This is a genomic window from Puniceicoccaceae bacterium, from assembly GCA_040224245.1.
Classification (GTDB): Bacteria; Verrucomicrobiota; Verrucomicrobiia; order Opitutales; family JAFGAQ01; genus JAKSBQ01.
Window position 1 is genome coordinate 32,141 of record JBEGIR010000053.1, and the last position, 13,384, is coordinate 45,524.

The window sequence follows — 13,384 nt, forward strand, 5'->3', positions numbered from 1 at the left end:
TTTTAGACGACGAGCTTGTTGCTGCTCGCAGATCTGCGCGGAAGGTAGTGGCGTGTGTGAGTTTGCAGTTCAGGGTGATCGGACTTGGCGCGGACAGGCACCTTTTTCAAGAACAGCAGCAGGGCATGCCAGTGGATCGCTGCAATCACCTGTAGGGTGACTGCAGGAAAGCGCAGGGTCTGCAGCAACAGTTCGCGCGTGCACAACTCCCTTCGTTTTCCGCGCATACCACTTCGGAAGAAGATGCCCTCGGCATCTGATTCGTGGATATGGATGTCCAGTGCATCGTCTGGAAAGCGCAGGTTAAAATGCAGTTGGGTATCGAGGTCGCTGAAGGGTGAAATGTAGAAGTGTTTATCCTGCACGTCCCGCACCCGCTGATGGCGGTGTGACTGCGCATCGATGGAGTAGAGCTTCTGCTCGTTGAAGGTGTTGGCAACCTCGGCCACAATTGCTGCGGGGTCTCCATTTGCGTCGCTGACGAAATAGAAGGTTACCGGATTAAATTGATAGCCGAGTGTGCGCAGATTGGTGAGCATTTGAATGCGACCAATCGGCTGACTGAAGCCCCGGGAGTGCAGAAACGCAGTCACATTCTCCTTCACGGTCGCTTTGCCAAAATCGAGGTGATCTTCGACGCGAAGGGAGTAGAGCGCATAGCGATTTTCCGAGATCAAAGGATTTTGGACCAAACGGTCCCATTCGTCGAGATCGATGCAGAAGGTGAACATGCGGTAGCGGAAAGCATGCACTCTGGGGCGACGGCGGTCGTGATAGATGTCACAGAGATAGAGGCAGGACTTCATGGTGATTTCCCATGCGTTCTTTGAGTTCATTCACGACCCTGAGTCCGGAAACATGTGCGTCTTCATGAAATCCGTAGCGAAAATAGCTGCCGCAGTACAAAATGCGGCTGTTGCGGTTGAGTGCGGGAAGATCCCGCTGTGCCTGCATGGCATCCGAAGTGAAACTTGGATGATGGTAGGTTTGACTCCAGTGTATCTTACCTGGATCAATGTTCCCTTGATAATCAATGCTCACGATGAATGGATCGTGAGTGCACAGCGGTTGCAGTTGATTCATCCAGTAATGGGTTGATGCATTGGGATGTCCATTGTCGTTGGTGCCATCGATGCGATAGTTCCAACTTGCCCATGCTCTTCGGAGGGGTGGGAGCACTGAGGTGTCAGAGTGCAGAACTGCGGTGTTACGCGTGTAGGTGAATTGGGAAAGCAGGCTGCTTTCAAGCTCGGTAGGATTGTGGAGCAGAGCGAGGGCTTCATCCGCGTGGGTTGCGATGACCACAATGTCAAAGTGTTGTTCGATTCCATCATCGTGCAGCAGGCTGACCGTTTGATTGCCATTGCGGCGCACACCCGTGATCCCTGCATTGACAATGGGTGGGCGGACTAGTGTTGCGAGCATGCGGTCCCGATACTGACGGCTACCGCCGCGAAGGGTTTTCCACTGAAACTGCTGTCCCACTCCAAGCAGACCGTGGTTGGCCATGAAACGGAACAGGGACTTGGCGGGGTATTCCTCGATCAGCGTGTTGTGAGTCGACCAGATCGCAGAGGCCATGGGGTAGACGAATTGGGAAGCCACGTTCTGCGGGGTACGATGCAGGTTGAAAAACTCCCGAATGGTGAGGTTGTCCGGTGCCGTTTCTCCCATGGCGAGGAAAGCGTTCGCATCTTTGAAAAAGGTCAGGATGCCCCGGATCATGTTCCAGTGTGATACTGAGAGCAGGCGACTGCGCTGAGCAAAAAATCCATTGAAGCCCGAAGCCGAGTAGCATGCCTTGGTGCGGGAGTCATGCACGCCGAAGGACATATCGGTTGGGTAGGGGTCTACTCCAAGTTCATCAAAGAGTCGGTTGAGGTTGGGGTAGGTGATGTCGTTGTAAACCATGAAACCGGTGTCGACAGGGATGCTGCGACCCGTTTGGTCCCGTACATCGACCGTGTTGGTATGGCCACCGGGAGTCGGGTTCTTCTCAAACAGAGTGATGTCGTAGTGATCCCTGAGATAATAGGCGACGGTCATGCCTGCGATACCACTGCCGACGACTGCGATGCGTTTATTCATATTTTAGGAATGCATGGAAAAGTTATTTCTAAACTTATGCAAAATATGAACAAATCAAGCTAAAGTTGAAAAAATCTGATAAATTGAAGGTAGTTACGGAGTTTTGTTTAATTAAGTCTAGATTTATGGAGTTGCCTTTTAGGTAAAACGACCGAACGGTTTGAGCGATGGCTATGGATGATATTCGCGAAAAAGCGTGGATTGGAGATGCGGTGCTTGCCCTGTGGGCGAGGGGCAGAATCCTGCAGCAACCAGACATTCGTCCCGAGGACCGAACAGAGGTTTTTGTCGCGATGACCTCCAATCGTTTTCTGGCGGCTTTGGGAGATCCCACGCGCATGGAAGCGCGCATTGGGGAGGTTTATGAACAGGAGGGTTTGCACGCCGCCTTTGCCTGGATGGATGCCAATCTGTTTCCCGTCTTTCAACGCCAGTGGAATAACCTGCGCAAACGTCATCCGGGGTCCCGGCGCTAAGCCAGCAATCCCGCATGCCTTTTGAAGCTGAGGGGCAATATGCCTGCACAGGGTGCGGTGCGTGATGCACTGAGGGTGGAAGCTTACAGCTCCCGATGACTGCTTGGGGCATTCAGCGTTGGAAACTGCCTTTCCTACACGCTGAATCCTTCGCGCGTGAGCGGAAGCTTGCGGATGCGTTTGCCTGTGGCTTGAAAAATGGCGTTGCAGACTGCCGGCCCGAGCGGGGGAAGCGCGGGTTCGCCGAGTCCGGTTGCGGGAAAATCGCTCTCGATCATGTGAACTTCGATCTGCGGTTGTTCGCCGATGCGCAGAAGGGAGTAGTCGTGAAAGTTGCTTTGATCCACAACTCCGTTGCTGAACGTTACGGACTGTCCAAGGATGGCACTGTAACCGTCGACAATCGATCCTTCGATCTGGTTTTCCGCTCCTGATTTGTTCAGGATGGTGCCGACATCGCCCGCAACGACCACGCGATGCAGTTTGAGTGTTCGTCCTTCACTGACGCTGACCTCGGCGACTTCCGCAAAATGACCTTTGTGGCTGAGATAAAAGGCGATGCCGCGCCCGTGTCCTTCCGGCAGCGGTTCTCCCCAGTTGCCTTTTTCCGCAGCGAGGCGGAGCACTGCCTTTGCACGGCCCGTGTGCAGGGCATCAAGGTTGCCTTCATCGAGCCATCGGTCTTCTCCCATGAGTTCGAGCAGAAATTCCAGGTGATCTCGTCCGGCAGCAGTGGAAAGTTCATGCAGGAACCCCTGGATGACCCACGCGAGGGTGCAGGAACCGGGTGCTCGCCACCAGCCACACGGGATGCGCAGGTCATAGCGTGTCTCCTGCAGTTCCACATTGGGCAGTACGGGGTAGGGGAAAAGGTATGCCCCCATTCCACCGCCGCGCACGGTCTGGTCGGGTTGTCCGTGTGGGTGAAAGGTGATGAAATGTCCCTTCCAGCCGCTGAGTTTGCCCTGCTTGCTGAGAGTGCCTTCCACCTTGTGGAATCCTCCGACGCGATAAAAATCGTGAGCCATATCCTGCTCGCGCGTCCAGATCAGCTTAACCGGGTATGGAACACGCTCTGCAATGGCGGCGACTTCACAGACGACATCATTGATCAATTTTCGACCAAATCCACCTCCGATGCGCAGTTGATGGACCTTTACCTGGGATGATTCAATCTCCGTGACAGTGGCCACCTCACCGGGGATGCTCTGGGGGGTCTGTGAGGGCGCCCAGATTTCCATGATGCCGTCGTGGTAGTGGGCCAGGCAGTTCATGGGTTCGAGGCAAGCATGGGCCGCAAACTCATAGCTGTATTCGCTGACGATGTGTTGGTGCGCGTCAGCTTGTGCCGCAGAAAAATCCCCGGAGCTGTGTGTGATGCTGCCTCCCTTTTGAAAATCCTCCTGCGCGCGATCCACAAACTCCGACCAAGTATCGTTGCAGGCCTGGGAGCGATCCCATTTCACCTGCAGTTGATTAGCCGCGCTCATGACTGCCCATGAGGATTCGCCAATGATGGCCACCCCTGAGAGCAGTTGATGATCTGCACCTTTTGCAGAGAGGATGAAGGCGTCTTCGATGCCCCTTGCGGCCCGGATGGCATCCAGGTTGGCATCGATGGCGATGCCTCCGGTGGCAGGGCACTTGACATACATGGCATAGCGCATGTCGGGCAGTTGTTGATCATAGCCGAACAGCGGTTGGCCTGTCACGATGGCGTGGTTGTCCACTCCGGGTTTCCATTTCCCCAGGATCTGATAATCCTTGCGGTCCTTGAAACTGACATTCTCGGGAACGGGCTGTTTTCCGGCGTCGAGGCAGATCTCCGCATAGCTGAGTCGTTCGTTGGTATGGGGATGCAGCACCTCTGCTCTTGAGGTTTTGCATGCTTCGGGATCAACCTGCCAACGCTCTGCAGCTGCAGCAACCAGCATTGCACGCGCTGTTGCACCCGCCTTGCGCAGGCGGTCAAAGTGGATGGGGGTTCCCATGGAGCCACCCGCAAATTGGGGACCATAGCGTTCAAAGTCGATTTCGGATTGAACGACGGTTACTGCATCCCAATCCACATCAAGCTCTTCCGCTACCACCATCGGAAACGCAGTTTTGACGCCCTGGCCGATTTCTGGTGTGACTGCCACAATTACGATGCTGCCGTCCGGACTGAGGGTCAGGTAGCCATTGGGTGCAAAATGAGGGGAATCCGGAGCAGCACCCGCGACCTCGTCTGCCTGCTCCGTTGCACCCGAGCGCTGTGGCACCAGTGTGCCAAATGCGAGTAAGAGTCCGCTGGTTGCTAGGCCGGACAGTTTGAGAAAACGGCGACGGTCCAGGCTCAGGTTGACGATGACAAGCTCGCCGGATTGGGCGGATGCCACAACTTCGGGCAAGTCAATGCCCGGACGAAATGAAATGGAAGGGTTATTCATGATGCGCTCACTCCTTTCTCCGCAGCCTTGTGAATGGCTTTTCGAATGCGCGGATAGGTACCGCAGCGGCAGAGATTGCCCGCCATGGCAGAATCGATGGCGTCGTCGTCTGGATCGGGGTTGCTGCGCAGCAGCGCTGTAGCGGTCATGATCTGGCCGGATTGGCAGTACCCGCACTGGGGAACGTCTTCTTCGATCCAGGCTTGCTGGAGCGCGGTGAGTTCGCCTTCAGGGCTGGCGAGACCTTCGATGGTGGTGATGGATTGGCCCTGAAGCGCAGCGATGGGCAGTTGGCACGAGCGCATGGCGATGCCATTGAGCATGATGGTGCACGCACCGCAAAGGCCTCTGCCACATCCATATTTGGTTCCAACGAGTCCGAGTTCATCCCGGAGAATCCATAGAAGGGGTGTTGTGCTGTCGGAAACTTCGACCCGCTGGGCCTGCCCGTTGACGGTGAGATTGATTGTGGCCATGGTTTCGATTACAGGGGTTGGTGCAATATGGACCTTATGAGAAGGTAACTTCAGTATAACCTGTGTTCAAATGGTGTGAAAGAAAATCGGAAAAGATGAAGCGTCCGCCAAAGCCATGAATGGATGAATGGGGAGCAGGGCGTATCTTCATTCTGTTCAAATCCTGCGTGAAGGGTTTCGTCTGTTTCATGTCATGCAGCGTTTTGAATTTTGATTTATCCGCCTTTCCATCGTGCACCCAACGCTCCAATCGTTGACAGTACCTCAAGCCCACGCACAATGGTGTTTTCTATGGCTGCAGACAGCGGACTTTCGAGACGTGATTTTTTCAAGCGATTCCTGGGAGGAGGGGGTGCCACTACCTCTGATGTTCGACATCCACAGCATTTGGACGAAGTGCCCAAAGATGCGGTTGCACAGGACCTTGTCGCGGTGATTCAGGCAAAATACTGTTTGGCCTATGAGGAGATTCCCTGCACGGATTGTCACGATCATTGTCCGGAACCCAATGTCATTGTGATGGAGCAAGGAGTGCCGCGCATTCAGGTGGAGCGGTGCACAGGCTGCCGCATTTGCCAGGATGTCTGCCCCTCTTCGGCTGAGGCCATACTGATGGTCAAGCGTTTCCAGGGATCATCTGGCGTCTGGTGAGCCGATGGCTTAGTAGGCATTTTTGCTCGCACCGATGGTTTTGAGCATGATGTAGAGGTCAAACCACACTGACCATTTTTCCATGTATTCGATATCAAATGCAATGCGAGTCCGCAAATCGGTGTCGCCGCGCCAACCGTTGATGGCTGCCCAGCCTGTCAGACCGGGTTTGACGGAGTGGCGCAGGTTGTAGTTGTCGATGTCGTATTTGAAATTTCGGATCAATTCGGGGCGCTCCGGACGAGGACCTACCAGGCTCATGTCTCCCTTCAGTACGTTCCAGAACTGGGGCAGTTCGTCGATGTTTTTCTCCCGCATGAATTCTCCGATTTTCAATCGACGCGGGTCATTTTCCTTAGCCCATTGAGCGCCGCCGCTACGTTCTGCGTCCATGCGCATGCTTCGGATTTTGATGATTTTGAAAGGCTTGCCATTGCGACCCGTGCGGATTTGGCGGTAGAAAACGGGTCCTGGGGACTCACGCTTCACCCTCCAGCAGAAGTATGCGATGATAGGTGCAAAAAGCATCAATCCGACAATGCCACCGACCACATCAACAGCACGTTTCACTATCGCATTGAAAGGATGACTGAGCGGGAGATTGTGTCCGCTCATGATGGGGATTCCTCCTACCGAATCAAATTCCAGGTGTGAGAGCAGCACTTGATAAAATGAGGGGATGACCATGAACTCGGTCATCTCGCGCATGCAAAGATGCTGCAGGTCGATGATTTGTTCGGGACTCAGGTTGAAGTCAACGAGCAATACGGCGTCGAAACGCCGCGTTGACAACAGTTCCGAGAGGTGGGCATAGTCTCCCTCAACCACCACTTCATTGGGAGGTTGCTGTTCGAAGTTGCCTTTGATGGTGGTGACGACGGAGTAAATACTGATGGGATGGCGCGGATCCTGATAGATTTTCTCGTAGAGGTCCTGCGCTGTTTCGTTCCATCCAACCGCAAGGATGCGTTTTTTGAAATACCCGGCAAATGTAGAAGAAATCAACACCTTGGCGTAGGTCCAGCGCCAGAGAATGAGTAGTGCACTCAGTGAGAACATGGCCAGGATGACATACCCGCGTGAGATTTCGGGATCGACCTTGAGCATCAGTGAAATCGAGAGGTAACCGATGCCCCAATAGGTCACGATGCGCAGAATGCAGACCAGGTTTTTGCGAAAGCGCATGAGATTGCGCGGCAGGTAGAGGTCGAGATTTGCGGCCATGACCAGCAGTACAGAGGTGCCAAGCAGAAACTGGGGGCTGTAGGTTTTGAGCTGGGCAAGCAGGTCATCCGTTTCTCGATCCTGCAGGATGATGTACCGAGCATACCATGCAATGACCAGTGCCATGCACACAAACAGGAGGTCTCCGAGCAATGCGATCAGACTGAAGCGGAGCAGTGCTCGTTCGCGGATTTCCTTGCGCTCGGCTGAATTGGCTTCGAGTCGCTCAAGATCCAGTGGGATCGGAAAAACCGGAGGACGATTTGTGGGAGACATGACTTCAGATGGTGAGCGCATGACTATGGTTGCCTGTCCTCATGGGTTTCGTGAGTCGCTTCCGTGTGTGTCGTACACTGGCGTATCGCTCAGAGGACAGATTGAATTGAGTGGTTGGTGGAACTTCTGGTTTGAAGGCGTTTTCTCCTGGGTGTTTTTGTTGGCAGGCCAAGAGTGTTTTTCGATAAGGAACGTGATAGGTATGTCTAGATGTATCCAGTGCACGGGGATTTTCAAATCAAATTTTTAACTTAAATTTCACAAATTACGCTGCTTGATCCTGAAAATCAGCCCTGCTTTCGGAGTGTTCAAGTTTCAATGGATAGCTGTTCATTGCTCTTCGAGGAGAGTTGAGGCTGTGGTGCCGGGGTTTGATGGTTTTGGGGTGGCGTTTGACGCAGGCATGCATTCAATACCTGGCCAATGAGTGATGATACGGGTACATCCGCAAATGGGCTGCGCTGTGTGGAAGTCCGGGTGTTCAGTCGGATTGCAAAAGCATTGCACTACCGGTTTCCCGATTTTCTTACAGATCCTGAAGTGGGCATGCTGGTGAGGGTGCCCCTTGGATCCCGCAATGAACTTGGCATTGTAACGGGATTGGGCCAGCCGAAGGATTTTCCGCTTCACAAGCTCAAGCAGGTGTTGGAGGTGATTTACCCCCACAAGGTGTTCACAGAGGATTTGTTTGAACTCATTCGCTGGATGGCTCGCTACTACGCGGTACCGGAAGCGGTGATCATGGATCGTGTGTTCCCTGGAACGCTTCGCAAGGGTCTGAAGGCAAAGGAGCAAGTGAGCCTGAAGGTGAGCGATACTGGGGCAGTCGAACCGATCGAAGCACTTCGTCGGAAAGCACCCAAACAGGCAGCACTATTGGAGTTTCTCAGGCAGCAATCGCAGGCGATCACCAAGTCGGCGGTTATCCAGGCGATGAACGCCTCTCATGCAACGGTCAAGGCATTGATTGAGAAAGGCTGGATCGAAGAGCAGCGCGAAGTTGACGAGCGCATTGGGTATCGGGACGACCTTGCAGAGGGCGATGCCATTCGCACCCTGGATTTCACATTGACCGAAGAGCAGCAGAGTGCGGTTGTCAGTTTGACTGCGGCAATGGATCGTCAGCAGACCCGGCCCATCCTCCTGCATGGGGTGACGGGTTCTGGCAAGACCGAAGTCTACGTGCGGGCGATCCGCCACCTCTTGCAGAGCGACCCGGATGCCAGTGTGCTGTTCCTTGTCCCTGAAGTGGCACTTGCTCCCCAGACGGTTGGTACGCTCCGATCCCGGCTGGAGTCGCAGGGGGTTGAAGTATTGGTGTGGCACAGTCACCTTTCCGAAGGCGAGCGCCGTGACAGCTGGCTGAAGATTGCGCAGCGACAATGCCGGGTGGTGGTAGGCGCCCGTTCTGCGGTGTTCACCCCGCTCTCCAATCTCAAACTGCTCATCATCGATGAGGAGCATGAGCCTGCCTACAAGCAGGAGGAAATCCCACGCTACCATGGCAGGGATCTCGCTGTGGTACGGGCTCGCATCAACAAGGCCTGCTGCATTGTGGGTTCGGCTACTCCATCGCTGGAATCGCTCTACAACGTCAAGGCTGGGAAATACGATGTGGTGCGGCTGACACGACGGGTGGACAATCGCCAGTTGCCCAAGGTTACCCTCGTGGACATGCGCCTGGAGTATCGCAAACAAAAAAAGGAAAGCATCCTCTCGCAAACCCTGGTGGAGGGTCTTCGAGAACGTTTTGAAAAGCGGGAACAGAGTATTTTGTTTCTCAACCGCCGGGGCTATTCGCGTCAGATGATCTGCCCTGAGTGTGGGTGGGTGGCGATGTCGGAAGAGTGTAGTATCCCACTGACCTATCACCGAAGGCAGAATCTATTGAAGTGCCACCTTTCGGGTTATGAACGACCTGCACCGCTTCGCTGTCCCCAGTGCCAGAGTCCCAAGATTCGTGGAGAGGGATTTGGTACGCAAAAACTGGAGGACCTCCTGCGGGCCGTGCTGCCAAAAGCGAGGATCTTTCGGGTGGATGCAGATACCATGCAGAAGAAGAACCTGTTTCGCCACGTGCTTGCCGATTTCCGGACCGGAAAGCTCGATGTGCTGGTGGGAACCCAGATGATCGCAAAGGGGCTTGATTTTCCCAATGTGACGCTTGTGGGAATGATCAACGCAGATCATTCGCTCTACATGGAGGATTTTCGGGCTGCCGAGCGCACCTTTCAACTGCTTGTGCAAGTGTCGGGGCGCGCCGGGAGAGGGGAGCGTGCAGGCGAGGTCATCATTCAGACCTCGACTCCTCACGCATCTCCGATTCAGTTTGCCAGACGTTCGGATTTTGATGGGTTTCTGGAGGAGGAAATCGAACTGCGACGAGAGTTCAATTACCCACCATTTCGTCACCTCATCCGTCACGTCATTCGGGATCGCAGTATCGAAAAACTCGAGTTTTACTGTAAAAAGTGGCGGGAAACTCTGGAATCGGAGAAGATCGCAGACTTGGAAATACGGGGGCCACTACCGGCATCCGTCGAAAAACTTAACGGTGAATATCGCTACCAGCTCTGGTATTTCACGCCGCGTGTCATTGCCACGGTTTCGAGAATTCAGGAGGTTTTGGAGCGCTTTCAATGGGAAAAGACCACGCGCCAGATTTTGGATGTGGATGCGATGAACCTGCTCTGATGTTGTGCACGGTTGTGTTGGGAGTCCAGATGTTCCGAACGATTTAATGCCTTAAATGCCTTACATAAAAGTAAAGGCAACAAAGGATGGGAGTGACGGGTAGCAGCAGATAACCGAACTGCCGGATTTTATGGGAGGATCTTCGGAATTTTCTGGGGATCAGAAAGCGAAAATCGTGGAGGAAGGTGCTGTCGCGAGTGCAACGGGTGCAGATACACATCAATGACATGAATCCGGGAAACGCCAACACAGACAGTACGAAGACCGTCTCGATCAGGTGGATCATAACTGTATAAGGAATTGGATAGGAACTAAAATTATCCTTTTTGTTACACGGAATTTCAAGCGTAAGTTCCAGATTGTTGGTGAAATAAAGTGTGGTTCATGCAACGATTTGGAAACGACCTCATTTCGGTATTGGAATGCAGATTCGATTGTTTAGGGTGATCGCATATCGATTGCTTTAACCCTGTTTTCAGATGTTACGATGAAGGATCATTCCGTTTTTTCGCGCCGCAAATTTTTAAAAGGTATCGCAGCCTCCGGTTTGGGGGCGGGAGCACTTGCTACCCAGCGCAGCCTGGGTATGAGTTCCACTGCTTCGGCAGTGATTAACGGGAAGGTTCGCAATGTGATCCTCATGGTCAGCGATGGCATGAATCACGGTACGCTCAGTGCTGCCAACCACTGGCTCAATCTGAGAGAAAACAGGGAGAGCGAGTGGATGAAGCTCTACCATTCTGGTCTTGCGACACGACGCCTCTGCGAAACCTCCTGTGCGAACAGCCTGGTGACGGATTCGGCGGCGGCGTCCAGTGCATGGGGAATTGGTCAACGGGTGAACATGGGTGCGGTCAACATCACCCCAGATGGAGAGTCACCGGAACCGATAGGAGTTTTGGCAAAAAAGAAAGGTAAGTCGGTGGGCATGGTCACGACGGCGCGCATCACGCACGCAACACCAGCCGGATTTGCAGCCAATGTGGAGCACCGCAGTCAGGAAGATCGTATTGCCGAACAATACCTGGAACGCCGCATGGATGTATTGCTGGGGGGTGGTGATGAACACTTTGCACCGGAACTCAGGTCAGATGGCAAGGATCTCTATGCCGCTTACCAGCAGGAGGGATACGCAGTGGTCAAAACACGTGATGCATTGTTGGGATTCAAGGACGCAGCGGGCACACCGCTGTTGGGCGTGTTTTCGAAAGATCATCTGCCCTATTGCCTTGACCGGATGTATCAGCGTCAGTTCCGGGAGGTGCCCTCATTGGAAACATTGACTGAGGTGGCCTTGAACCGCCTCTCGACAAATCCCGAAGGGTTTCTGCTTCAGATCGAAGCCGGGCGGGTGGATCATGCCGGGCATGCTAATGATCCCGCTTCGATCCTGCACGAACAGCTCGAATTTGACCGCACTATCGCCATCGTTCGTGCCTTTGCAGAGGGTAGGGATGATACGCTGGTTGTGGTGACAACAGATCATGGCACAGGTGGATTCATGCTCTGCGGTGCGGATGATGGCTATCATCATGCGCAGCCTCGTTTTGAGGGATTGTTCCGGTGCATTGGTTCACATGAGCAACTGCACCGTGAGGTTTCGGATCTGCAGGATAGCGATCTATTGCTGGCTGCGATTGAGCGCAACTATGGCATACTGCTCGACTCAACGGAGCGGGAGTCTGTCCTTGCAGCTCTGGAGCGGCCGGTAGAAGAAGGTATCTACCATGCGATTCGCAATCTGACCGAGGCTCTCAACCCCATTTTCTTTCGCCGATTTTCGGTGAGTTGGAATTGTGCCAATCATACTGGAGATCTGGTGGAACTTGCCATGTTCGGCCCCGGATCGAACATGCTTCCCACCTATGCCGAAAATTGGCAGCTGCACGGAGTGATGTGCGAGCTCATGGGGCTTTGAAGACTTGGGGCAACTTTGCCGCATTTTCACCGACGCCAGCTGTTTGCATCCCAGCAGATGCACCTCCCCGTTTTTTCTCGGAAATTGCGGTTGGAATCTTCGGGAGTTCTGCTTATGGATTTGGGTTTCTCTTTGAATTGTAATCCTATGCTTGAAACCTTCATTGATCGAATTTCCGAAGAACTGCAGCTTCCCGCACGCAATGTGATGGCGGTGCTCACCTTGCTGGAAGGGGGTGCAACTGTGCCGTTTATCGCGCGTTACCGGAAGGAGGCGACGGGAGGGCTGGACGAGGTGGCAATCACCTCGATTCGTGACCGATCCACCCAGCTCAAGACCCTGGAAGAGCGTCGGAGTGCCATCCTTAAATCCCTTGAGGAACGGCAGTTGCTCACGGATGATCTGAAGCAGAAGGTGATGGCAGCAGATACGCTTGCCCGGTTGGAGGATGTGTATCTTCCCTACAAGCCCAAGCGCCGCACCAAGGCTACAATTGCACGGGAAAAAGGACTGGAGCCGCTTGCCATCGAAATCGTCGAGAAACAGGAAAGCCAATGGGATGTGGTGGAACGTGCGAGCGCGTTTCTTTCGGATGAGCATGAAGTGGCGAGTGCAGAAGATGCGCTCGCCGGAGCAAGGGACATCATTGCGGAGTGGATCAATGACGATGCGGATGCGCGTGCCGAGTTGCGCGAACTTTACCTCAAGGAATCGACGCTCGAATCACGTGTACTCAAAGGCAAGGAGGAAGAAGGGGCCAAGTTTCGCGATTATTTTGACTGGAAGGAACCTGCGGACAAGGCGCCCTCGCACCGCATTCTTGCGATTCGTCGGGGCGAGAGCGAAGGTTTCCTCTCAATGAGCATCCGCCCGGATGAAGACCGCGCGGTGCACCTGTTGGTGCGCCGGTTTGTGAAAGGGGACACGGCGGCCTCAGAACAGGTGCGACTGGCCGCACAGGATGCATTCAAACGCCTGTTGTCGATTTCGATGGAGACTGCCGCGCGGGTGGAAATGAAAAAGCGTGCCGATACCGAGGCGACGCGCGTCTTTTCGGAGAACCTGCGGGAACTGCTGCTTGCACCTGCACTGGGACAAAAACCAGTGATCGCCATCGACCCTGGCTTTCGGACCGGCTGCAAGCTTGTTACC

General features: G+C 54.1%; 10 protein-coding genes. 5 read left to right on the plus strand and 5 right to left on the minus strand.

Features of this window, described 5'->3' with window-relative positions; genetic code table 11:
* Nucleotides 1–2 precede the first annotated feature (2 nt).
* On the minus strand, nucleotides 3–806 hold the full coding sequence (locus tag ABQ298_08870) for a DUF1365 domain-containing protein (GenBank protein MEQ9824481.1): 804 nt from the start codon (nucleotides 804–806) through the stop codon (nucleotides 3–5).
* Nucleotides 781–2,088 (minus strand): FAD-dependent oxidoreductase, encoded by a 1,308-nt coding sequence (locus ABQ298_08875; protein MEQ9824482.1) that lies wholly within the window; start codon nucleotides 2,086–2,088, stop codon nucleotides 781–783. The genes ABQ298_08870 and ABQ298_08875 overlap by 26 nt, the downstream gene beginning before the upstream one ends.
* Before the next feature lie 167 nt (nucleotides 2,089–2,255).
* Between ABQ298_08875 and ABQ298_08880 the strand changes: the two genes are divergently transcribed.
* Nucleotides 2,256–2,564 carry a ribonuclease III domain-containing protein gene (locus tag ABQ298_08880; protein MEQ9824483.1) on the plus strand — a complete coding sequence of 103 codons (309 nt, stop codon included), beginning with the start codon at nucleotides 2,256–2,258 and terminating at the stop codon, nucleotides 2,562–2,564.
* Nucleotides 2,565–2,698: 134 nt separating this feature from the next.
* On the opposite strand, the gene ABQ298_08885 is transcribed toward ABQ298_08880, so the two are convergent.
* Together ABQ298_08885 and ABQ298_08890 are read right to left on the minus strand one after the other, a co-directional pair.
* A complete protein-coding gene (locus tag ABQ298_08885; protein MEQ9824484.1) occupies nucleotides 2,699–4,993 on the minus strand; it encodes a molybdopterin cofactor-binding domain-containing protein in 2,295 nt (764 codons plus the stop codon).
* The gene (locus ABQ298_08890) at nucleotides 4,990–5,469 is read right to left on the minus strand and encodes a (2Fe-2S)-binding protein (GenBank protein MEQ9824485.1); all 480 of its coding nucleotides are present in this window, start codon (nucleotides 5,467–5,469) and stop codon (nucleotides 4,990–4,992) included. The genes ABQ298_08885 and ABQ298_08890 overlap by 4 nt, the downstream gene beginning before the upstream one ends.
* A 291-nt stretch (nucleotides 5,470–5,760) precedes the next feature.
* On the opposite strand from ABQ298_08890, the gene ABQ298_08895 reads away from it, so the two are divergent.
* Complete coding sequence (locus ABQ298_08895) at nucleotides 5,761–6,120, plus strand: 4Fe-4S binding protein (GenBank protein MEQ9824486.1); 360 nt, start codon at nucleotides 5,761–5,763, stop codon at nucleotides 6,118–6,120.
* Nucleotides 6,121–6,129: 9 nt separating this feature from the next.
* Here the strand turns inward: ABQ298_08895 and ABQ298_08900 are convergent, their stop codons facing one another.
* On the minus strand, nucleotides 6,130–7,641 hold the full coding sequence (locus tag ABQ298_08900; protein ID MEQ9824487.1) for a sugar transferase: 1,512 nt from the start codon (nucleotides 7,639–7,641) through the stop codon (nucleotides 6,130–6,132).
* Nucleotides 7,642–8,043: 402 nt separating this feature from the next.
* Between ABQ298_08900 and priA the strand changes: the two genes are divergently transcribed.
* The 3 genes from priA to ABQ298_08915 form a co-directional block, all read left to right on the plus strand.
* Nucleotides 8,044–10,314, plus strand: a complete 2,271-nt coding sequence (gene priA / locus ABQ298_08905; GenBank protein MEQ9824488.1) for a primosomal protein N' — start codon at nucleotides 8,044–8,046, stop codon at nucleotides 10,312–10,314.
* Nucleotides 10,315–10,900: 586 nt separating this feature from the next.
* On the plus strand, nucleotides 10,901–12,232 hold the full coding sequence (locus ABQ298_08910; protein ID MEQ9824489.1) for an alkaline phosphatase: 1,332 nt from the start codon (nucleotides 10,901–10,903) through the stop codon (nucleotides 12,230–12,232).
* A 147-nt stretch (nucleotides 12,233–12,379) separates the two neighbouring features.
* Nucleotides 12,380–13,384, plus strand: a 1,005-nt coding sequence (locus ABQ298_08915) for a Tex-like N-terminal domain-containing protein (protein MEQ9824490.1), incomplete at its 3' end; no start/stop codon positions are given.

Coding starts and splice junctions, on each gene's coding strand:
- ABQ298_08885 (MEQ9824484.1), bottom strand. CDS start 4,993: ATGAATAACCCTTCCATTTCATTTCGTCCGGGCATTGACTTGCCCGAA.
- ABQ298_08880 (MEQ9824483.1), top strand. CDS start 2,256: ATGGCTATGGATGATATTCGCGAAAAAGCGTGGATTGGAGATGCGGTG.
- ABQ298_08875 (MEQ9824482.1), bottom strand. CDS start 2,088: ATGAATAAACGCATCGCAGTCGTCGGCAGTGGTATCGCAGGCATGACC.
- priA (MEQ9824488.1), top strand. CDS start 8,044: ATGAGTGATGATACGGGTACATCCGCAAATGGGCTGCGCTGTGTGGAA.
- ABQ298_08870 (MEQ9824481.1), bottom strand. CDS start 806: ATGAAGTCCTGCCTCTATCTCTGTGACATCTATCACGACCGCCGTCGC.
- ABQ298_08890 (MEQ9824485.1), bottom strand. CDS start 5,469: ATGGCCACAATCAATCTCACCGTCAACGGGCAGGCCCAGCGGGTCGAA.
- ABQ298_08895 (MEQ9824486.1), top strand. CDS start 5,761: ATGGCTGCAGACAGCGGACTTTCGAGACGTGATTTTTTCAAGCGATTC.
- ABQ298_08910 (MEQ9824489.1), top strand. CDS start 10,901: ATGAGTTCCACTGCTTCGGCAGTGATTAACGGGAAGGTTCGCAATGTG.
- ABQ298_08900 (MEQ9824487.1), bottom strand. CDS start 7,641: ATGCGCTCACCATCTGAAGTCATGTCTCCCACAAATCGTCCTCCGGTT.